The sequence below is a fragment of the Arenibacter sp. F20364 genome, from assembly GCF_023015905.1.
Taxonomy (GTDB): Bacteria; Bacteroidota; Bacteroidia; order Flavobacteriales; family Flavobacteriaceae; genus Arenibacter.
This window is the reverse complement of sequence record NZ_JALKBD010000020.1, coordinates 56,513-79,946: the sequence shown is the minus strand read 5'-3', so window position 1 is coordinate 79,946 and position 23,434 is coordinate 56,513. Positions and strand designations below refer to the sequence as shown.

General features: G+C 40.3%; 14 protein-coding genes. 7 read left to right on the top strand and 7 right to left on the bottom strand.

Annotation, left to right across the window (positions count from 1 at the left end):
• Positions 1-55 precede the first annotated feature (55 nt).
• Positions 56-1,375 (bottom strand): N-acetylmuramoyl-L-alanine amidase, encoded by a 1,320-nt coding sequence (locus MWU84_RS16275; protein ID WP_246903564.1) that lies wholly within the window; start codon positions 1,373-1,375, stop codon positions 56-58.
• 129 nt (positions 1,376-1,504) lie between these two features.
• Between MWU84_RS16275 and MWU84_RS16270 the strand changes: the two genes are divergently transcribed.
• The 7 genes from MWU84_RS16270 (at position 1,505) to nhaD (ending at position 14,920) form a co-directional block, all read left to right on the top strand.
• Positions 1,505-4,210, top strand: a complete 2,706-nt coding sequence (locus MWU84_RS16270) for a putative LPS assembly protein LptD (RefSeq protein WP_246903562.1) — start codon at positions 1,505-1,507, stop codon at positions 4,208-4,210.
• A 309-nt stretch (positions 4,211-4,519) separates the two neighbouring features.
• Positions 4,520-7,528 (top strand): DNA polymerase III subunit alpha, encoded by a 3,009-nt coding sequence (gene dnaE, locus MWU84_RS16265; RefSeq protein WP_246903559.1) that lies wholly within the window; start codon positions 4,520-4,522, stop codon positions 7,526-7,528.
• A gap of 283 nt (positions 7,529-7,811) precedes the next feature.
• Entirely contained in the window at positions 7,812-8,669 is an 858-nt protein-coding gene (locus tag MWU84_RS16260; RefSeq protein WP_246903555.1) for a LytTR family DNA-binding domain-containing protein, read from the top strand.
• Between the two features lie 132 nt (positions 8,670-8,801).
• Positions 8,802-10,028 (top strand): cytochrome c peroxidase, encoded by a 1,227-nt coding sequence (locus tag MWU84_RS16255; protein ID WP_246903551.1) that lies wholly within the window; start codon positions 8,802-8,804, stop codon positions 10,026-10,028.
• Positions 10,029-10,045: 17 nt separating this feature from the next.
• Positions 10,046-11,554: a parallel beta-helix domain-containing protein gene (locus MWU84_RS16250; protein WP_246903548.1), complete on the top strand. Its 1,509-nt coding sequence runs from the start codon at positions 10,046-10,048 to the stop codon at positions 11,552-11,554.
• A gap of 118 nt (positions 11,555-11,672) precedes the next feature.
• On the top strand, positions 11,673-13,037 hold the full coding sequence (locus tag MWU84_RS16245) for an aldehyde dehydrogenase (RefSeq protein ID WP_246903545.1): 1,365 nt from the start codon (positions 11,673-11,675) through the stop codon (positions 13,035-13,037).
• 617 nt (positions 13,038-13,654) lie between these two features.
• Positions 13,655-14,920, top strand: coding sequence for a sodium:proton antiporter NhaD (gene nhaD / locus MWU84_RS16240; RefSeq protein WP_246903542.1), 1,266 nt, complete (start codon positions 13,655-13,657; stop codon positions 14,918-14,920).
• A gap of 229 nt (positions 14,921-15,149) precedes the next feature.
• On the opposite strand, the gene MWU84_RS16235 is transcribed toward nhaD, so the two are convergent.
• The 6 genes from MWU84_RS16235 to MWU84_RS16210 form a co-directional block, all read right to left on the bottom strand.
• On the bottom strand, positions 15,150-15,356 hold the full coding sequence (locus MWU84_RS16235) for a hypothetical protein (RefSeq protein WP_031443295.1): 207 nt from the start codon (positions 15,354-15,356) through the stop codon (positions 15,150-15,152).
• A 387-nt stretch (positions 15,357-15,743) separates the two neighbouring features.
• The gene (locus MWU84_RS16230; RefSeq protein WP_246903540.1) at positions 15,744-18,953 is read right to left on the bottom strand and encodes a PVC-type heme-binding CxxCH protein; all 3,210 of its coding nucleotides are present in this window, start codon (positions 18,951-18,953) and stop codon (positions 15,744-15,746) included.
• A gap of 13 nt (positions 18,954-18,966) precedes the next feature.
• Entirely contained in the window at positions 18,967-19,938 is a 972-nt protein-coding gene (locus tag MWU84_RS16225) for a Gfo/Idh/MocA family oxidoreductase (RefSeq protein ID WP_246903537.1), read from the bottom strand.
• The gene (locus MWU84_RS16220; RefSeq protein WP_246903534.1) at positions 19,935-20,954 is read right to left on the bottom strand and encodes an NAD(P)-dependent oxidoreductase; all 1,020 of its coding nucleotides are present in this window, start codon (positions 20,952-20,954) and stop codon (positions 19,935-19,937) included. The genes MWU84_RS16225 and MWU84_RS16220 overlap by 4 nt, the downstream gene beginning before the upstream one ends.
• 62 nt (positions 20,955-21,016) lie before the next feature.
• The gene (locus MWU84_RS16215; RefSeq protein ID WP_246903531.1) at positions 21,017-22,129 is read right to left on the bottom strand and encodes an alcohol dehydrogenase catalytic domain-containing protein; all 1,113 of its coding nucleotides are present in this window, start codon (positions 22,127-22,129) and stop codon (positions 21,017-21,019) included.
• Between the two features lie 102 nt (positions 22,130-22,231).
• A complete protein-coding gene (locus tag MWU84_RS16210; RefSeq protein ID WP_246903527.1) occupies positions 22,232-23,386 on the bottom strand; it encodes a Gfo/Idh/MocA family oxidoreductase in 1,155 nt (384 codons plus the stop codon).
• Positions 23,387-23,434: the final 48 nt, after the last annotated feature.

The window sequence follows — 23,434 nt, the reverse complement described above, 5'->3', positions numbered from 1 at the left end:
AGCTTTTGTTTTCAGTTCCTAACAAAATTAGAAATAATTTTTAGAAGAGCGACTATTATTCCGAAACGTATTTAAGAGCCTCCGTTTCAGAAATACGTACCCCATCTTTATAGGCTACTATATAAGATGTATCATACCCTTTGGCATCTGCATTGCTCTTTAGAAGTGTGGCTTGGAAATGGGAATCCGTATTACCATACATATAACGGTACAAATTATTGTAAGGTTCTTTGGATAAGGTATTTAGCCCTTTAAAGTTCTCTGAATTCAATGGAATGTTTCTAGAACTGGCAAAAATTTGTACCTTAAAAAATATATTTTCAGTTTTCTTGGGTGCCTTTTCAACTACCTTGGGCGTTTCTTTCTCAACAGTTTCTTTCTCAACAGGTTCTTTTACAATTTCCTTTGTTGTATTGTCTGATTCATTCTTTACCACAAGAACGGTCTTCGGAATGTTCTTTACCGGTTTTTGTTCAAGAACAAGTTGTTCGGATTTCTTATCCTTTGCCCCTGCACTAGATACTGATTTTTCGGCCGGTTCCTTGACCGGCTCCTGAGCAACAGGGGTAGTGTTCATAGCAATCTGATCTCTACCGGATATCATCTCTTCCTTATAGGTCAAAATGGCATCGGCAATCGCCTTGCCCATTTCAGCATGCCCTTTTGATGAATTTAAATAGGCCCCTTCATCCCTATTGGTCAAAAAACCTGTTTCCACCAAGACGCTGGGCATAAAAGTCTGGTGAAGCACTATAAAACCGGCTTGCTTTACCTTTCTATCAGTTCTTTTTAACTTGATTGAAAAATTATCTTGCATCATTTTGGCAAGATTGATACTTTGATCTAGAAACTCTTCCTGCATAATGGTAAGACCAATTATGGATTCAGGGGAATTAATATCGTAGGCAGCGTATCTACTTTCATAATTATCTTCCAGATATATTACCGAGTTTTCCTTTTTTGCTATTTCAAAGTTCTGTTTATTAGCGTGTAATCCAAGGACAAAAGTGCCTGCCCCATGGGCATCGGAACTATGCGAATCACAATGTACGGAAACGAATAAATCAGCATTGGCCTTATTGGCTATTTCCCCCCTAAGGTACAAATCCACAAAGGTATCGTCCTTGCGTGTGTAAATAACCTTGATATTGGGATTCTTTTCCAAAATTTCTCCCACCTTAAGTACAATCTTTAAGGCTATATTTTTTTCCAAATACCCGTTCCCCAAGTTTCCTGGATCATGCCCCCCATGACCGGCATCCAAAACCACGACAAATTTTCCGTCATTGTCATTGGCTTCCATATATTTATCAAAGGAAGTCAGAAAAAATGTTAAAATAATTAAAGGAATAATATAAAACCGTTTCATATTCATATCACAAGAGATAATTTGATCTTTTAATTAGGTTAAATTTATCGCAATACCCTACAGGCAGTACAAAAAATATATGTAAGTTTGAACCCAAAATGTAGCTAAACCGTTACAAAAATAGGATATATAGCTTTGCAATCAAATAAACATCATGTACTTTTCCTATTGCTCCTATTATTTGGTGCATTTACTGCATCTGGCCAAGAAGACCAAATCAAGTCCCTGCCCATTGTTGCCTTTAGGGATACTATAAAAGCGCCATTATTGCCCGACCCCAAATTGAAGGATACCCTTTTAACGGATACTACAAAAGTAGACTCTTTAAACGGTAAAAAACCGCTTCTCTTGGACAAAATAAAATACAAGGCAAAGGATTATGTGAAGATGAGTCAAAAAGACCAAAAAATATACCTTTATAACGAGGCTGAACTCTATTACCAAGATACCGAATTAAAGGCCGGGATAATTATAATGGACTACATAAAAAATGAAGTCTACGCAGGGCGTTTAAAGGATTCTTTGGGAAATTATACGCAACTGCCTTTTTTTAAACAAGGAACGAATGAAGTAATTCCGGATTCCATACGATTTAATTTTGACACCCAAAAAGCGATTATTTGGAATTCCAGAACGGAACAACAGGCCGGTCTGGGCCAATTGGGCAGTGATGCCATGAAGGTCTACGCCGAGATTACCAAAAAAGAAAATGATTCTGTTTACTTTCTAAGCGAAGGCAAGCTAACTACCTCCAAGGATACCGTAAACCCAGATTATTATATCCGCGTAAAAAAGGCCAAATTTGTACCACAAAAGAAGGTAATTGCCGGGTTCAGCAACCTATATATAGCCGATGTACCCACCCCTGTGGCACTTCCTTTTGCTTATTTTCCCTTGACCGTTGGCCGAACGGCAGGAGTAATGATGCCCACTTTTGGGAGCGACCCTGACAGGGGATATTTTTTGCAGAACGGTGGTTACTATGTTCCCATAAACGATTATGTAGATCTTACCCTTACGGGCGATCTCTATACCAATGGTAGTTATGGATTTAGAACCCAATCTGTATACAGTAAAAGATATAAGTATAGAGGGAATGTAAATTTTAGATATGAAAACCTGGTCACCAGTCAGAAAGGGTTTAGCGATTACAGTAGATCTACCATATACAATATTCAGGTTTCACATGCCCAAGATGCCAAAAGCAATCCTAATTCCAGGTTTCAGGCCTCGGTAAACCTCGGGAGTAGTTCCTATTACAGAAATTCCTTGTTGCAACAGAACCTACCCAATACCCAGGTAAACAATTTATCATCCTCCATATCCTATTCCAAGACATTCCCTGAATATCCGTCCGTAAACTTAAGTTTAACGGCCACTCATAACCAAAACACCAATACGGGGATAGTTGATGTAACCCTACCCACCTTGCAAGCTAGTATGGAGCGTATATTTCCTTTTGCTCCCCGCGAAGGCATAAAAAAGGGAATTATTCAAAATGTAAACTTTCAGTATAACCTAAACGCACGAAATAGTATTTCTACTACGGAAGATGATTTCTTGACGAGTAGAATGTTCGAAAATTCACGTTTCGGCGCCAGAAACTCCATTCCCCTAAGCACCAATTTTAAAGTAGCCAAACATTTTAGCGTAAGTGTAGGTGGTTCCTATGAAGACGTTTGGGCCATAGAAACCTATGAGAGGGGTTATGACTTGGACACCAAACGTGAAGTGGTTACGGATACCATTAATGGATTTGATCGCTATGGTACATATAATTTTAGCGCTAGTATCGGGACCACTTTATACGGTCTGGTAAACTTTGGGGAGGATAAAAAAATTCAGGCCATCAGGCACGTTATGCGGCCATCTGTTAGTTATGGCTATACCCCATCTTTCGATCAATATTATGACAGCTATATCGGTGCCGATGATGAACTGGAATTATACAGCAGGTTTGAGGGAACTTTAAACGGTGCCCCTGGGCTCAACAAATCCAGTTCAATGAGTTTTTCCCTTGGCAATCAATTTGAAGCCAAGGTGCGCGATAAAGATTCAACGGCAACGAAACCCAAAAAAATATCGCTCCTGAGCAATCTTAACCTCTCGACCGGATATAATTTTGAAGCAGATTCTTTAAAGCTAAGTCCTTTGAACCTTAGTGGTGGAACTAACATCCTCAACAATAAAATGGCCATTAACTTTGGTGCCAGTTTGGATCCATACGCCATAGACAATAACGGAACCCGAATAAACACCTTCAATGTGGACAACGGCGGTAGCCTATTTAGGCTTACAACCGCAAGAGCCAACCTTAGCTACTCCCTTAGCAGCGAAACTTTTGGAAAAAAGAAAGACGAAAAGAAGGAAGATGACAAGGATGAATATGACTATGTAGCAGCAAGTGGAGGTAGGGATGACGACCTTTTTGGCAGGGCCAACGACTTTAACGAAAATAGACCGGAAGACGAAAGGGACAAGGTTTCGGACGATGTGGAAAACCCCGTTTATGGAACAAAATTGCCCTGGGATCTACGACTCGCCTATGCCGTTAATTATAGCAATTCCAATAGGCAAAACACCATTGGCAGCCATTCTTTAATGTTTTCGGGAAACATTCAACTTTCCCCGAGATGGAAAATTGGAGGTTCATCGGGTTATGATTTCAAGAACAAAGGTTTTACCCTAACACAATTGCGTTTTGAGAGAGACCTTAAAAGTTTTAGAATGAACTTTAACTGGACTCCCTTTGGCACCTACAAACGTTGGTATTTCTTCATAGGAATAAAGAGTTCCATTCTACAAGACCTTAAATGGGAAAATAGGAGCAAACGCAACTAGTTGTGGCCAAACAACCATTAGCAGCAGTCCACCATTACTTCAACTTGGCCAAATAATTTTCAACCGTATTTGTTGCCATAGATCTTACAACTGGGCTCAACAAAATAACTCTATGGAGAACGAGATGGGTCAATAAGCCTTATCTTTAGCAATAGAAATTTTATTGGTATATCCGCACTATATTATAGGTGATATGCCAAAATATCAATTTAAAAATTACAAATTGCCCAAACCTAATACCGGGGTAATAAGCGCCTTATCCCAAGTTGTATTTTAGGTATTGGAATTGGGGATACAGTAAATCCTAACATGTATTTAAACTGCCATACATATTACAGTCTACGTTTTGGAACCCTATCCGAGATAGAACTCTTGGAATTGGCCAAAAAGAACAATATAAGTCACTTGGCCCTTACGGATATCAACAACACCTCGGCAGGATTAAACTTTGTAAGAACAGCGCAGGAAAGCGGCATTAAACCAATCTTGGGAATCGACTTCAGAAACGGGGTAGACCAATGTTTTGTTGGTTTGGCCAAAAACAATAATGGATATCAGGAGTTGAACAATTTCTTGTCCGAACACCTGCACCATGAGAAAAAAATTGAATCCCGAGCTCCTGTATTTAATGACGTCTTTGTTATATATCCTTTCGAAAAAGCATTAACAAATAGGCAGGAATCCTTTTTGGAGCATGAGTTTATAGGAATTTCCATTAGAGATCTAAGGCGGTTACCCTTTAGCGAAATAATGGCCCATAAGGACAAATTGGTGGTACAGCAAGCTGTTACCTTTCGCAATAAACGTGATTTTAATGCACACCGCCTGCTACGCGCCATTGACAACAATATTCTCTTGAGTAAACTGACCCAAACCGAGGAAGCCGATCCGGCAGAAAAAATGCTTCCTTTGAATGATTTATTATCCGCCTTTTCCGAATATCAGTTTATTTTGGAAAACACCGAGCGCTTAATACAATCCTGTAATATTTATTTTGATTTTTCAGAAGACAGAAAGCCTCAAAATCTTGCCACTTACCTTGGTGATACTAAAAAGGACGAGGCTCTTTTGGAAGAATTGTGCCAAAAAGGCCTACCGGAAAGATATAAACACGTTAAAATAGATGCGGTAATACTGGATCGGCTTAAAAAGGAATTGGACTTGATCAAGAAAATGGGATTTGTATCCTACTTTCTAATTAATTGGGACATTGTTTCCCATGCTAGGAAGCAGGGCTTCTTTTATGTGGGCCGAGGAAGCGGAGCGAACAGTATAGTAGCTTACCTGCTCCACATTACCGATGTGGATCCCATTGAACTAGATCTTTATTTTGAACGCTTCATTAACCTATACCGTGTAAACCCACCCGATTTTGACATAGACTTTTCATGGAAGGACCGCGAAGCCATGACCCAATATATTTTTGAACGCTTTCCCAACGTTTCACTCTTGGGCACCTATGTTACTTTTCAGGAAAAAGGGGTAGTACGTGAATTGGGCAAGGTGTTTGGACTCCCCAAAGAGGAAATAGATATTTTATGCGATAGAAAATACATTGTTTCCGAATTGGATGAGGTAGCCTTATTGGTCCTCAAGTACGGACAATTGCTTAAGGGAATGCCCAATTATCTGAGTATCCACGCCGGTGGTATCCTTATAACCGAAAAACCCATTCATTATTTTTCAGCTACCCACCTCCCTCCCAAGGGGTATCCTACCACCCAGTTCGATATGGTGATTGCTGAAGATATTGGCCTTTTTAAATTTGACATCCTATCTCAACGCGGTTTGGCCAAAATTGAAGAGACCTTGGAAATCATTGGGTATAACCAACCAGCAGAAATAGGTAGCTTTGATATTCATGATGTTGTCCAGTTTAAAAATGACCCCGTCATCAACAACTTGGTAAAGAGCGCCCAATGTATGGGGTGCTTTTATGTAGAATCCCCAGCAATGCGGATGTTGCTAAAGAAACTGGAGGTCGATAATTATTTGGGATTGGTAGCTGCCAGTTCCATTATACGCCCGGGAGTGGCCAAAAGTGGAATGATGCGGGAATACATCTTGCGCCATCGAGACCCAAAACGTGCCAAGGAAAGAGCGCATCCGGTTATGCTTTCCATTATGCCTGAAACCTACGGCGTAATGGTCTATCAGGAGGATGTAATTAAGGTAGCCCACTATTTTGCCGATCTTACGCTAGGCGAAGCTGACGTTCTAAGGCGAGGTATGAGCGGCAAGTTTCGCTCCAGGGAAGAGTTCCAAAAAGTAAAGGATAAGTTTGTGGACAACTGTAGAAAGAAGGGCTATGACGATAAGCTTATTTTTGAAATCTGGGACCAGATTGCAAGTTTCGCTGGCTACGCCTTTGCCAAGGGTCATTCAGCTTCCTATGCCGTAGAAAGCTATCAGACCTTATTCCTAAAAGCGTATTACCCTTTGGAATATATGGTGGCCGTGCTTAACAATGGCGGGGGATTCTATAGTGCCGAATTCTATATCCACGAGGCCAGAACGCGTGGAGCCAAAATACATTCGCCCTGCATAAACAAAAGCTTTATGGCCAATTGTATCTATGGGAAAGAAATGTACCTAGGATATATGTACCTCAGGGATTTGGAAGGAAAGGTAGTAGAGCAGCTTATAAATGAAAGAACTACAAATGGCCCATTTTTATCATTGAACGATTTTCTGGATAGGGTCCTTATATCCATAGAACAATTGAGTATCCTTATCCGTATTGATGCCTTTGCGTTTACAGGAGTAAACAAGCACGAACTCCTATGGCAGGCCCATTTATCGTTATCCAAAAACTCAAAATTGGACCACCCTAAACTGTTCAATACCAATCACCAACATTTTGAAATCCCTAAACTCTACACCACCGATTTGGAAATGGCCTTTACCCAATTGGAACTTATGGGGTTTACCCTTTGTAGTCCGTTCGATATTTTGGCGGAACCTCCCAACAACAAACATGGCAAAAGGGACTTGGAAGCCTTCCTAGGAAAAAATATTGATATTTACGGATATCTGGTGACCGTAAAAAATACTCGGACCCATAAGGGTACCCGTATGAATTTTGCCACATTAATAGATCAACACGGGGAGGTTTTTGACACTGTACTTTTCCCGCCAGTGGCAGCAAAATATTTCTTCAGGGGAAGAGGTATATATCGTTTTTATGGAAAAGTGGTCAGTGAATTTGGCTTCTTAAGCATAGAAGTCATAAAAATGCAAAAACAAGATTATATTCCGGATCCTAGATATGCCGACATGAAAACAAGTGCACTACGACAAAATTCCAACAATAATTGAAATAAACCGAATCTGGTAGCCCAGAAGAATTTAAGAGATGTAGGTAAAGTTCTAATTCTAGCCCTTCTTCAGTCCAGTTTTTGAATCGGTCTCCTTTTTTTGCGGCTATTTCTTGAATAGAACCATAAGATATTCAAAAATGAATTCAACAGCTGGTTCAAAAAAGATAATTCCATGAGGGCATTCCTATAAAAAGTATTTTTACTAGATTCGATGTACTAAATAAACCAACCATTAAAATCAAAAAAATTACCATGTCTTGTTTTTGTAACCCGTCCGGCCTATGAGGAAGCGTATAGAAGCAATATTAAAACAGGATATCCCTTATATGGATTCCACAAGGAGCAAACTTCTATTGATTGGCTTTATTAGCCTGTATTCCTTTATTTTCATAAATATATATGCCCCTTACAACATCAACAAATGGGGCGAAAATTATTATTGGGAGTTTATCTTAATAGGTCTTAGTGCTTTTATTTTCACCCAGTTTATATTGCGTACCCTATTTGGACCCAAAAGATTTAAAATCTATAGTTTACTCCCTTGGGGCCTAATGGAGATGGGATTAATGGCCGTTATATTTGAGCTTACCTATAGTCCGCCAATGCGAACACTTCAAGAGCAAATTTCGGAATTCCTACTAACCTTTTGGCAAATAGGTCTTGTAGTGGTGGTACCCTATACCCTGTTTTTATGGTATGCCCAGATCAATCAAAAAATATCCTCGTTTAAAGAAGAAATTCAATTCAATACAAAAGGTACAAATGGTGAGGGAAACGGTGAATTGTTGATTTTGAACGGAGAAAACAACAAGGTGGTATTGGCCATTAAATATAATCAGTTGCTATATATCAAATCTGCGGGTAATTATTTGGAACTTTTTTATTTCACCGGAGAAAAAATCAACAAAGAACTCATAAGAATGAGCTTCAAGGAATTGGAGGATATCATCAAGGACACTAAGGTAATTCGCATCCATAGGTCCTATATGGTAAATACTATACACATCAGCACTGCAAAGAAAACTAAAAAGGGATATACCCTTGGTATACAATATATCCCTGAGGAAAAAATTCCCGTTTCGTTCGGTTATAAGACCGATTTCGAAAAAGCCCTTCAACTAAAAAAAATGCCCCATTAATCCCAAATAGGGATATTTCATCACAAAGTACCAAAGACATAATGGGATGTTGAAACACCATTGTTAATTTGTGTCAATATAAAGTATTTGACTTGCCTGATGGGCAGGATTTTTTACATATACTTTATATAAATGTTATGGAATAACCAAAGGATAATACAAGATCTGGTGGAAAAAGGTAGGGTCATATTAAAAGTAATTATATCGGTAGCGGTTCTAGGAATCATGGCAGTCGCATTTTTTGCCGGCCAAAGACCTACTGCCTACTATCCGGTTCCTCTTTTAAAAAGCAGCTGCCCTCCCGGATTTAAGCTGAACGAAAATAACGAGTGTATTGCCAAAAATCTTTATAGTCAATATGCCACGACCAACAAGGCCGGTGTAGGAGGTTTAAAATCGGCCTTACCAGAAATTAGGGATGGTTTTTCTCCCCAAGAAATTGATTTGGGAAGGTATTTATTTTTTGATCCCGCTCTTTCTGCCGACCAAACCGTTTCCTGTGCAACGTGCCATGATCCCGATAAAGGATTAGGCGATGGATTAGCAACTAGCCAGGGTAAGGATGGACAAAAATTAAAAAGAGCGGCACCTTCCCTATATAACGTAGGCTATTTAAAAAAACTCTTTTGGGACGGTCGTGCCTCTTCTTTGGAGGAGCAAATGCTGGAACCGTTGTTCTCCAAGGATGAAATGGGAAATACGCCGGAAAACTTACTCAATACTATAAATGAAATTGAAAATTACAGAAAATTATTTGCGGAAGCATATCCTAAAAGGGAAAGGGACCAGCCAATTGCTCTCAATGAAATTACCAAGGCCATTGCGGCTTTCCAATCTTCCTTGGTTTCCCTGAACAGTAAATATGACCAATATGCACATGGTTATGACGAAGCGTTGAATAAAAAAGAAATTGAAGGACTCAATATATTTAGGTCCTTCGTAGCCCGTTGTGCAGAATGCCATACCCCTCCCCTATTTACAAATCAACAATTTGCTGTAATTGGCACCCCCGAACCAGATGGTTTACCATTGGATCCCGGGGCCGAAATCCCCTTTAATGACGAAAGCCTAAGAGGGGCATTTAAGGTCCCCAGTCTTAGGAATATAGCCCAAACTGCCCCTTATATGCACTCTGGAAGATTCAAAACACTACGAGAAACCGTTCAATTTTATACAGACGGTAGAGGGCATGCCGTACCTGAGGGGGAAAATCTGTTAATTCACTGGCATATATGGGAACCCAATTTAACCGATTACGAATTGGACCGCTTAGTGGATTTTCTTAAAACCTTGACCGATGAATCGTTTAAACCCAAAATACCGGAGGTCCTGCCTTCCGGACTTAAAATATCAACCTAAAAAATAACAGTTAAGAAATGAAGAAAAAATCGCCTTTTATTAAAATCATCACCTCTATTTTACTCATAGGAATAGGTATATTCATTGGAAAATCTTTTTTTGGACAAAAAAATGTGGAGACTGTTCCAATACCATCCACCATAAAATATAGAAATGCAGGGCTTACGAACGACACTACACAAGTGGCTTCCGCTCAAGAATTTACAGGAAAGATCATTGAAGTTAAAAAAGGCTCATCCATTCAAAATGCCGTGAAAGAGGCTAATCCGGGAGATCTAATACGTGTTTACCCCGGAACGTATTCGGAGAACGTATATATCGACAAGGACAATATTAGCCTGCAGGGAGTGGTAATCAACGGAGAATGGCCAACCTTGGACGGCAAAAAGGAAATTAACGATGCCTTCCTATATTCGGGCAATGGAATTCTTATTGAGAATTTTAAAATAATCAACTACAAAGGCAATGGCATAATGGGCCAAGCCGGTAACAATTTTATAATACGCAACAACTGGATTATAGATACCGGCGTATATGGCATTTTTCCACAGTATGGCAAAAACGGATTGGTGGAGCATAATGTCCTAAGTAAAATTGCGGATGCCGCCATATATATTGGTATGTGCCATAATGTTGACGTATTACAAAACGAAGTATTCGACAACGTTGCGGGTATTGAAATTGAAAATTCCAGGCACTGTTTGGTAGAAAACAATTATGCGCACAACAATACGGGGGGACTATTAGCCTTTGTAACACCTGGATTGCCTATTAAAACCACCTTTGATGTAATCTTGCGCAACAATTTTGTGGTAAACAACAACCATGAAAACTTTGGTGCCCCCGGATCAACGGTTTCCGGAATTCCTCCGGGCACGGGTATTTTAATCATGGCCGCCGATGATGTAATTGTAGAGAACAATATCATAACTGGGAATAACAATACAGGAATTACCATTGTAGACCTTGCAACGGGCGACCCTAAAGCCAATGACCCCAATTCTGAAGGTAATCCTGACAGGGTGGTTATACTAGACAATATCATGTTCGACAATGGGAATGCCCCGACAGGTGAATTAAAGGCGGTAATGCTTACCCAAATGGAAACCAAAGGGCCTGATATTTTTGCATATGGCGGTGGAACCGGAAGTACAATAAGGGATAAGAACAAATACAGAACCTTTGGTTTGGATAATTACGGCATGGCACAAATTACGGATACCCAAGACATACCAACCATGATGACCCCGACTCCAGTGCCACCAAGATCGGTATCCACTGAAGAATTGGGGGAGCTTACCTATTACGGCGTCTGTGCCGGTTGTCATGCCTTTGGCACAAGATTAATAGGTCCGCCAACGGAAATACTGCAGGCAATTCACCAGAATAACCCTCAGGGTATAGTAGACTATATCACAGCTCCAAAAAACCTGAGGGAAGACTATCCGGAAATGCCGCCCCAAGATTATTTATCGGAAGAAGCCAAAATGGCCGTAGCCGAATATATCCTGGCATTAAAGCATTGAGCGTTGGAAATGCACTAAGGAAAAAACTATTATCATAATGATATAATCCAAAATACAATTTTAATTATATCGCTAAAATAAAATGTTTGGGGATGTTTTTTATATTAATTTAATGCCCATGAACCTATTAGAAAAACAGCGCGATTTTTTTACTGCCCAAAAAACCAAGGATATTTCATTCCGAAAAAATGTTCTAAAACGATTGCAAAAAGAAATAATTGCACGTGAGGATGATATTGCAGTGGCCACTTATAAGGATTTCAAGAAACCTAAGTTTGAGACCTTGGCGGCAGAAACACAATTTGTTTTGGCAGAGCTAAAACTGACGTTGAAAAATATTGACACCTGGGCTAGTCCTGAAAGAAAATCCGCTACCTTAATCAATTGGCCCTCATCTGATTGGATCTATAAGGAGCCCTACGGTGCAGTATTGATTATTGCTCCATGGAATTATCCGTTTCAATTGGCATTTGCACCAATGATCGCTGCTATTGCGGCAGGAAATACAGTTGTAGTTAAACCTTCAGAGGTCACGCCCCATACGGCATCGATCATTTCAGAAATCATCAGCGCGGTTTTTGTCCCTGAACATGTTGCCGTTGTGGAAGGCGGTGTGGAAGTTTCCCAAGAGCTTTTGTCCAAAAAATGGGACTACATTTTTTTTACGGGAAGCACACGGGTAGGGCAAATTGTTTATGAATCAGCAGCAAAACACCTTACGCCAGTTACCTTGGAACTGGGAGGTAAAAATCCCACCATAGTGGATGAAACTGCCTCTATTAACCTCGCCACCAAACGAATTGTTTGGGGCAAATTTTTAAACGCCGGTCAAACATGCATTGCTACGGATTATATACTTGTTCATAAAAATGTGAAGGACAAACTTGTGGACGCACTAAAACAAAATATTAGTAAGTGCTACGGAGAAAATATTGAACAGTCTCCAGATTTTTCGAGAACGGTAAGCAAAAGTCATTATGATGGTCTAAAAGATATGCTTGTGGGCGAGGAAATACTTTTTGGCGGCGATAGCAATGATGAAGATAATTATCTGGCCCCTACCCTGATCAATGAGCCCAACTTGGATAGCAAATTGATGCATGGCGAAATTTTCGGACCTATTCTCCCCATTATTGCCTACGAAAATGACGATGATATAGAGAGGCATTTAACCAATTATGGAAAACCTTTGGCTACCTATATATTCTCCAATCGCAAATCCTTCCAAAAAAAAATAATCAATAGGTATAGTTTCGGTGGGGGCGCTATCAATGACACCGTAATTCAAATCACGAATAAAAAACTTCCTTTTGGCGGAGTTGGCGCAAGTGGAATAGGGGCCTATCACGGCAAACGATCGTTTGACCTTTTTTCACATCAAAAAGCAATAGTTAAAAAAGCGAATTGGTTGGATGCCCCACTTCGATATCCACCATATAACCTACCCATGAAATTGGTTAAGAAAATAAAATATTTGTTTTAAGTCATTGTTCCGGTCCCAAATAAACAATTAAAACCGACTGTATTTTCCCTTTGGTTTTCATACGTGAGGACCTACTATATTCAATTTAATCATTGAACACTACTATTTCAACCCTTGTATTTTTATAGCATTCTTTTAAAAGAGGAAGAGGGGAATTTCATTTTTATGCCTTGGAAAACCAGCATTATGGAACTGGAGTTCCCTAAGAATTGAAAGAGGCCAAACCAAATTACCTACTTTCATTACAGTGATCCTCAGCATGAATTTTTAACAATCTATTAACGATTATTATTTATACCTTAGAATTGGTAATTGGATGAAATAGAGTTTGGCCCAATCGCTTTTCTTTTTTTATTTCCGTGCCGCCTTGTAATACTATTTTTTCCTATGCATATAGCATCTATATAACTTTTCATTTATTTTGTGCCATTCGGCCTTATAGAAAAAGAATGGGCAACTACGCCATTCCCATGTCATAATTCCTCCATTAGTCAATTCAGCGAGGATATAAAATCGTAAAAACATAAGTATAATTTGCAATAATTAATTCCCTGACCCCACTCAGGCCAAACTGAAGATGTTATGAGAACAAATAATAGATTTTCAAAAGTACTATCATGCTAATTACAGCGCTTTTCTTTATCGCCGGCTATATGGTCATAGCTCTGGAGCATGTTGTTAAAATTGACAAAGCGGCGACCGCCCTATTTATAGGCGTAGTATTATGGGTCATTGTTGCCCATACGGGTGTGGATTTTTCAGAAACCATAACAAGCCTAAAGGAACATTTTGAAGAAATCGCCGAAATTCTCTTCTTTCTACTAGGAGCAATGACCATCGTTGAATTGATAGACATCCACAACGGCTTTGAAATTATCCTTAGAGTCATAAAGACCCGAAGCATGTTAGTGCTACTATGGGTACTTTGTTTACTCACCTTTTTCCTTTCTGCTGTATTGGACAACCTCACCACTACTATAGTAATGATGGCCATTTTAAGGAAATTTTTGTCCAATAAGTCGGACCTCTGGTATTTCGCGGGGTTTATCATCATTGCAGCCAATGCAGGTGGGGCTTGGTCACCCATTGGCGATGTTACTACAATAATGCTTTGGAATGGAGGTCAAGTATCCACAAATGTTATAATCACCGAGGTATTTCTTCCTAGTTTAGCCTGTTTATTGGTTCCTTTAGTAATTACCTCCTATAGTTTTAAGGGTAAAACTATTGAGCTAAAGGTGCCCTCTACCCCTAAGATTCAACAGATAAGCCCCGGGGAAAGTAATTTTATACTTCTTTTGGGAGTAGGCCTACTTTTAATGGTACCTGTATTTAAAGCCATTACGCATTTACCACCTTTTTTGGGTATGCTATTTAGCTTATGTCTTTTTTGGCTAATCACGGAAATACTACATAAAAATAAGCCCATTGAACTGAAACACCATTTATCAGTTGCCGCTACAGTTCAAAGAATCGATACGCCTAGTATTCTTTTCTTTTTGGGAATCCTTTTGGCAGTCGCAGCCATTGAAACCAATGGCTCGTTAGAGTTTATGGGAGGTGCATTGGAAACCACTTTCAATGATTTTCACATTACCAATACCTTATTGGGGCTTTTATCTTCGTTAATAGACAACGTGCCCTTGGTGGCAGGTGCCATGGGCATGTACTCCATGGAGACCTTTCCCCAAGATCATGAATTCTGGACATTTTTAGCCTATTGTGCAGGTACGGGAGGTAGCGTACTGATCATAGGTTCGGCCGCAGGAGTGGCAGCCATGGGAATTTTGAAAATTGATTTTTTATGGTACCTGCGCCGTATAGCCTGGTTGGCCTTGATTGGTTACTTTTCAGGCATCTTGGTCTTTGTTTTAATTAATTAACGAATTTGGTATTAATACCAAAAAAATAATATGAATACGAAATACTTACAGCATATAATCCCCTGTACACCGCAATTATTGAAGTAACCTATTAACATATAAATTTTAGACAAGGTTCTTTTGGGCAACCAAATTACTCTTATAATAAAAAAGTAAACATTTTTAAGCAAAAAAAATAACCCTGCCATCTAAATGCAGGGTTATTTTTACAATAATGAATTTTGTCGGACTAACCCGCCAAATCCAGCATTTTACCATTTTTTAATTCTCCAAGTACTGTTACGTCCTTGCTCTTTTTATATTCCTCCAAGGCAAGAAGCATTTGCTCCTCTGTGTCCCTTCTAATTTTTATACCACCAGTTTTCTGGTTTCTATTTCGAACTTCAATATAATATCCGTCCTTAAGTTCCGTTGGTTTTGTCGCCGGCCTTCCCATATTTAATAACTAATTTTAACTGTTCAACTACTAATTATAACTATCCTAAATTTCCTTAGTCGCTTAATCCTATGAAAACTTAACACATTAATCCGGAATAATATGGCTTATTAAGATATAAACCTAAAAAACGAAGATATTTAACAAAAACTTGGCACAAAAATGAGTCTTTTGATACAAAAGTGTAAGTCCAGAGTAAAACCACATTTAACTTTTTGCATTATGGAGAATACTTAGCACGGAGCACAAATTGCAGGCCCATGCCGAAATACTAAAACAACTTGTCCAAAAAGATGCCCATAGGCACTGAACCTATATTAATATTAAAAAGGCTGGTACAAGATATGTTCTTGTACCAGCCTTTAAACAATTGTCCAAAACAACTCCCTATTTGCCGAGTGGGTGCTCTTTTAACAATTCCTCTGGAGAATAAAAGCCTTGCTTGTCCTTGATCTGCTCACGAATTTCTTTCACCTTCTCCGGTGAAACAGGCGTAGCCTTATTACCAAAAGTATTTCTAACATATGTCAACACGGCCGCTGTTTCGTCTGCGGTAAGTAAATTTCCAAAGGGTGTCATAGGTACTTGTCCTGGATAAGTCTTGCCATTGACCTCAATAGGTCCCATGAGACCCTTGGTGGTCAACTTAATAAGTCTATCCACATTACCGGTTACCCATTCCGATCCTGCAAGTGGAGGAAACCCTGAGGCCTCCAGCCCTTGACCGTCGGCTTGGTGACAGGTGGCACAATAACCATCCCTCATATATATTTCCCTTCCCGCTACCAGCAGTTCCAAGTCTTTGCCCTTTAAATCGGTCTTAATCACCTCTTTGGGCTCTTCCCCTACTTTGTGACCATTTAAATGGGCAATAGCCGCTTCATAAGGCTTTTCCATCCATTTATCCAATCCCTTTTTGCCTGCTTCGGTGATAATGGGAATTCCTACATCCCTACCCAACCAGGAAGCGGCAACCAAGGCTTCCAATCTTACTCTGGGATTGTCGTCTTTCGCAGCTATCATAAGAAGATCTGCTTGATTCGGAATCTGGTGCCCGGCATAGCGTAGAACACCAACAGCAGCTGTTCGGGCCCTGAAATCTTTTGAATTGAGCAGCTGTTCAAGCAATTGCCCGTCAACTTCATTCAAGCCCCAAGTAACCCATAAGGCTTCCAATAGATTGTGTTCGTACTTAGCATCATTTTTATCCAATCCCGCTACCCAGGTTTTTAATTTTGATAAAACCTCAGATGCATCCCTAGCACGCAATTCCCTTTTGGTCCTGTATCGGGTACGGTATTCGGGAAGTTTAAGATTATCCAACAATTCGTCAATACTGGCATCAACGATCTTGGCAGGTTCTACCAGAGGTCTGGATGGATACGTTATTCGGTACACCCGTCCATGTGCATGATCGCGAAGGGGATCACGTGCATTGTGCTGCATATGGCCAATAAGTACATTGTGCCAATCTATGAAGTACAAGGAACCGTCCGGAGCAAATTCTAGGTCTACAGGTCTAAAATTCTTATCTGTAGCAGAAATCAGGTCTTCTTGATGTCTACTTAAGTAACCTGCCGTTTTAGGGTCATCTACCATGGAATGCTCCTTAATCCCTAAAAACCCTATGGTATTTGCGATCAACATATTGCCTTGTGAGGCTTCTGGAAAATGGCGGCTTGAAACAAATTCAAGTCCCGAAGTAGGCCTAACCAAATGTTTCTTTTCTATAAGATTTTCAGGTATTGGGGAACTATTCCCGTACCGCGGTATTATGGTTCCCGGCATCATCCAAGTAGCCGAAGGGCCTGATGTATGTTCAAAAAATGGTTGCCCCCAATCATCGAAGGCAATACCCCAAGGATTTGGAATTGCCAATTGGGCAGTACGCTCCAAATAATGGCGTTGGGGACTGTAACGATAGAAACCACCATTGGTTCCACGAACAGGACCATATGCCGTTTCTACGTTGGTATGAAGAAATGTACCTTCACCCATATAAATGGCTCCGGAAGGATCTGTCGTAAAAGCACTTATAGCATGGTGCGTATCATGATCGTCAAAACCACTAAGTACAATTTCCTTAACATCTGCCTTGTCGTCCCCATCGGTATCCTTTAAAAGAACTAGATTGGTACCCTGGGATAAATAAACCCCTTCCGGTGCAAATTCAAAACCAATGGTCAAATGAAGTCCGTCTGCAAAAATTGTCTGTTTGTCGGCCTTATTATCCCCGTCAGTATCTTCCAATATAAGTAACTTATCATTGGGCTTACTATCACCTGGCTTGTAATGTGGGTAACTTGGCATAACTGCAACCCAAAGTCTTCCCTTGTTATCGAAGGAAACCTGTACGGGATTGGCAAGGTCTGGGAACTCTACCTCTGAGGCAAAAAGTTCTATCTTATAGCCAGGTGCCGGCTTAATCTTGTTCAATGCATCCTGTCCGTATAAATATTCCGGGGTTCCATTTTTATTGCTGGGCTTATAATTGGTCTCAACTTCTGGCAATGTTCTGGTTTGGGCATCGCTTTTGGCCAAATCCATTTTTTTACCCTGCAAGGCCTCCCAAATGGCCGTATCCCTTATAGCTGTCATTTGACGTATTTTCTCAATTTCGTAAGGGTAATTATCGGGTCCAAATGGATCATAACGTCTACCATAGACATGAACACTATTTGGAATTTTAAAATCATTGTGCCAGAACCAGTTTTTTTCTTTTACAGCGTCAAGTACCAATTCTCGATTCTCTTCAGCCCTGCTTTCATTAGTTCCGAAAACTTTATCGGCCAACAACATGGCAAACTTCTGATATCCATAATCCGTCAACTGAAATCCGTCCTGTGTTAAATCCGTACCTTCTGTCTGGTACCATTCCTTGGTCGGTTCAAAAGCATCCACTAAAAGTACCCCCTCTTCGGCCGCAATTTCTTGCATTGCCTTCGTATACAGTTCCAGGTTTGCATTTTCCTTTTTCCCATCGGGAAGGTCCATCTTTGCAGATAAATCTTCATAGGCTATTGGAGATACCAGTGCCAATTGAGGTGCTGTGGTACCATTATACTTTTGACTTTTTGTATGCTGGATAAAGGCACGCAGTTCCTCCTTATAATTATCTACCCCATCCGGGCCTTCAAAAGATTCGGGATACCCAAAAAATCCGATAATGATATCCGCTTTTAAACTTGTAATCCATTCATCTGGAGAAGGAAAGTGTCCTATCGGACCTCCTCTATGCCCACCTTCATCCTCAACAAAATGGATAGCTTGCCCAGACTCATGCTCGTATTTCTCGGCACCTGGAAATGCCCAAGGCGAATTTCTTGCGGCATGTGGCCTAAAACCAGGTGTATTCCCTCCATCGCACATATTCCGGATAAACAAGGAATCATTGGGGAAACGAAGTTGCATTTCAGTTTCGAAATGCCCAAAGTTCAACATACGGGATCCCAAATTATTCCCCACCAATACAATATGGGAATTAGGTGTAATTTTTAAAGTGTTGTCTTCCTCTTTGCTACAGCTGGAAAAGCCAAGGACTAGGAAAAGCATTGGGAAAATCTTTCCCCAAGCAACGTTTTTACTGATATTCATCATTCTTAGTATATAATTAATTGATATTCACGTGAATTCCTTCCTTTTCAGATTTTTCACAAGCCTCTATTATTCGCTGGCAAGTAATAGCATCTTCTAGGCTGGAAAGTGGTGCCTCATTATTACGCAATACATTGTTGATAAAATGTGTTGCCGTATTTTTTATGGATTCAGGATAACTGTAATAGGTTTGTGAATGCGGGCCATTACGCTCATTGATTACCCAATCCCTGTAGCTGTAACGTGTACTGCCCTTTGTACCGATGACTTTTATAATACATGTCCATGGATCCCCAGCGTGATCATCATTGGCAAAACTTGCCGATAAATGGCTCAAAGTACCGTTTTGCATTTGAATATTGGCCATGGCAACATTTTCCTGTGGGGCTATAGTCGTATCTACGGTATGTTTTAAACAAGAAACTGTTTTGGGCTGTCCTGCCAAATACAACATGGTATAACTATGATGGGTCAATATCTGCCGGATCACCCCAGGATATCTGGCCCTAACATCATCAGCATGATGTATATTGTACATCATATAAAACTGGGATATATCACCCAGTTTTCCACTTTCAATCATGGCTTTAGCCCTTTTTATCCCAGGTTCGTATATATAATTATGGACCGGCATACATTTAACGCCAGCTCTAATTACGGCTTCCTGCATCAACTCCAGTTCTTCTATATTGGAAGCTGCCGGTTTTTCTACCAAAATATGCTTTCCTGCCTTGGCAGCCCTAATGGTATAATCGCAATGCGTTTCCATATTGGTCAATATGAAAACAGCATCGATTTCCGGGTCTTGAAATAATTCATCTTCCGTTTTGTAAGTCTTGCAGCCGAAAATTTTTGCTTTTTTCGCCCCTTTTTCAAAGGTTCTGTTCCAAAGTCCTACTAGTTGCGCCCCTGGCAAACTATTAATGGCCTCTGCATGTAAATTGGCGATATCACCGGCACCTATAAAACCTATTCCTGTATTTTTCATGAGGCAGCCGTAGAATATTTTAATGTGCCCTTTTCCGCCATTGCCTTAAACTCTATCAACGAATTTCGTATTCCCTCTGCTATTTCGGTCAATGGCAAATCCTTGAATGTTTTTGCTATTTTACTGTGATCCAGATCGCAAACAAATAGATTAGGTGGGGCAGCTTCAGCAACAGACAATGATACATATTCGCCCATACCCAAAGAGGTAGCCTGTTCTTTAATAAGCTCCAGGAATGATGTAATAGGAATGGTTTCACCTTGTATATTGAAAGCACCAAAACCTTCATAAGCCTGTAATGCACATGCAGCAAATTGAGCTCCCACATCCTCCACAAAATGATAGTTTTCCCTTCCTTGATATGGCATTTCAAAAGGAATTACCTTTCCTTCCACGGCTCCTAAGACGATTGCCTTTAAAGCATTCGTAGGGGCAGAGGTCTTTCCTTTGTCCCTTCCTTTTCCATAGGTAGTGTTCAACCGTAGACAAACCGTAGGCACTTTGGTATTATCGTGAAACAAACGGGCCAAATGCTCTCCCGATAATTTCCAAATACCATAGTGGTTGGGTGGTGCCAATGGAACATCCTCACCTATAACATCTTGCGGATACATAGACCTCATACCGTATACTGCCGCAGAGCTGGCAAATACGAATCTCTTGAGATTGGATAATTTCTCGGCGGCATCAAAAAGTGCCATTGTACCTCCAGTATTGATTTCCATTCCGCCAATATGATCGCGGGAACAATCCGGACTTTGGTACGCCCCTAAATGAATAATATGCGTTGGGTCCACTTCTAACAATACCCTTTCCATTTCCTGATAATTGGAAACATCAAGAGTAACGAACTCCAAGCGGGAATCCAAATCTCCCGGAAGCCATAGTTTTAACGGATCTACATTATTGGAGCGGGTTGCAATAACAATTTTCCCAACCTCCTTTGATTGTAATAGCTTATAAATAGTAACCGATCCTATACAGCCGGTACCTCCGGTAATGAATATTTTGTGCATAATCTTTAATGCTAGTTTTATTTGATATTATGTTGTATGCCCGTGTAAGGTACAATGAATTATCAGTTCATTTTTACCACGGCCTTCATATTATTAGCCTTTATAGAATCTTCAAATGCTTGATTGATATCTTTAAAATCATAGTAATCGGTGTAATGTTCGGAAGGAAATATACCGGTTACCATCAATTTTTGGGCGGCCATATAATCTGCCCTACAAGACCCCATAGATCCCCTCATATTTAAGGAGGTACGGGTAAGGTGAGTGGCATTTATCTGTACATCCGTTCCGTAAGTGGCAATAACGCATATATCTCCTTCAGGTTTAACAACACCAATCGCTTCTGTTAATACTGGTGGAACACCTGAACATTCTATTAGCAAATCTACCTTTCCATTTGATCCAAACGGAACACCGTTATCATCGGTAATGCCGTTTTTCAATTGGGTGGTCAACGAGTTTTCCGGTGACACTTCTATGGTAATGAAACCTCTTTCCTTGGCTCTTTTCAATCTGATATCCCGATCGTGGGCAATTCCTGTTACAGCAACTCTAGCTCCGGCCGCACGGGCAACTTCGGCCGACATCATTCCGATAATTCCGCAGCCTGTTACTACCACGTCCTGCCCAGGTTTAATATCGCATTTGTTATATAGCGCATTGGTAATAATGGATAAAGGCTCCACCAAGGCACCTTGGGCCGGGGTTAAACCTTTCATCAAAGGCACTACACGATCCGACTCCAACACTACTTGTTGTCCAAAGCCTCCGTTTCTGTGAAAACCGATTATTTCTTTATTAGGACATAAATTCCATTTGGATACACTACAGGCCGGACATTCCTCATCCCTACAACCCAACATGGCCAAGGGAGTAAAAATGTCGCCCACCTTAAGGTCACCATGGTCACCAGGCCCCAATTCCAAAACCTCTGCACTAAACTCGTGCCCAATTACCCTAGGACGTTGCACCCAATCAAAATTGGCCTTGCCTATCGTTGCACTATTGTCTGAACCGCAGATTCCGGTATACAATGTTTTGGCCAGTATTTCCCCCTCCTTTAATGGTGGGATTTCCATATCTACAACCGCTGAATTACTAAGTACCGATTGACCGGTATTTGGATATATTTTCTCATTGGTCTGAAGACAAAAGCCTTTTATCGAATTACTCATAGCAATAATTTGTTTATTTTAATTTCCAGTTCAAATTAAAGTTTAAAAATTGACAATTCAATTTTTAAACAATGGACTTCCCAAACTCGGGAAAGTTTGAGGTTACCATGTTACACCCGTATCTTTCCAAGATTTGGTTTTTGCCGACTCCAAAACGGCCTCGCAAACTTTCTGTGTTTCCTGAGCTTCCCTAAATGTAGGTGAGCATGGTTTCCCTTCCTGAAGGGCTTTGAGAAAATCTGCTATTTGATGTACAAAACTATGCTCATACCCAATAGACAGTCCTGGTACCCACCATTTATCCATATAAGGATGGTCACCATCTGTTACATGAATGGAACGCCATCCCCTTTCCTGGGATTCATCCCTATGGTCAAAATACTCCAAGCGACTTAAATCGTGTAAGTTCCATTTTATGGAGGCATGCTCTCCATTTATTTCAAAAGTATATAAAGCCTTATGCCCTCTAGCATAGCGGGTGGACTCAAAAAGGCCCAAAGAGCCATTATCGAAATGACAATGAAACATACAGGCATCATCTATAGTTACCTCCTGTTTTTCTCCTGTACCGGTATGTATTCTTTCTTTAATAAAGGTTTCGGTCATGGCAGACACATCCTTTATTCCTCCATTAAGCCACATGGCAGTGTCTATACAATGGGCCAATAAATCGCCCGTAACTCCGGATCCAGCCGCATCATTATCCAATCTCCAAAGTCCCTCACCTCCTTGTGGAAGTTCTGGACTAATGGTCCAATCCTGCAGGAAATTAGCCCTATAATGAAATATTTTACCCAATTTACCAGCATCTATAAGTTGTTTTGCCAATGTCACCGATGGCAATCTCCTGTAATTGAAATACACTGTATTGGGAACTCCTGCTTTTTCAATGGCATCCACCATAGGTTGGGCTTCCGCAACCGTACGTGCCAAAGGTTTTTCACACAAAACCATTTTTCCGGCTTCTGCCGCAGCAATGGCAATTTCGGCGTGCATATTGTTGGGAGTACATATATCTATGGCATCAATATCATCGCGGGCAATCAGCTTTCTCCAATCGGTCTCTATGGTCTCATAGCCCCATTGATCGGCAAAAGCTTGGGTCCTTTCCTGATTACGCCCACAAATTGCTTTTAATACAGGTTGATATTCCAATTCGGGAAAAAAATTGCCAACTCTCCGATAGCCATTGGAATGGGTTCTTCCCATAAATCCATAACCTACCATTCCTATTCGTAATTCTTTCTTACTTGACATGAATACTCTATTTTTATTTTAAATTAAAATTTCAGCTTTAAAAATTAT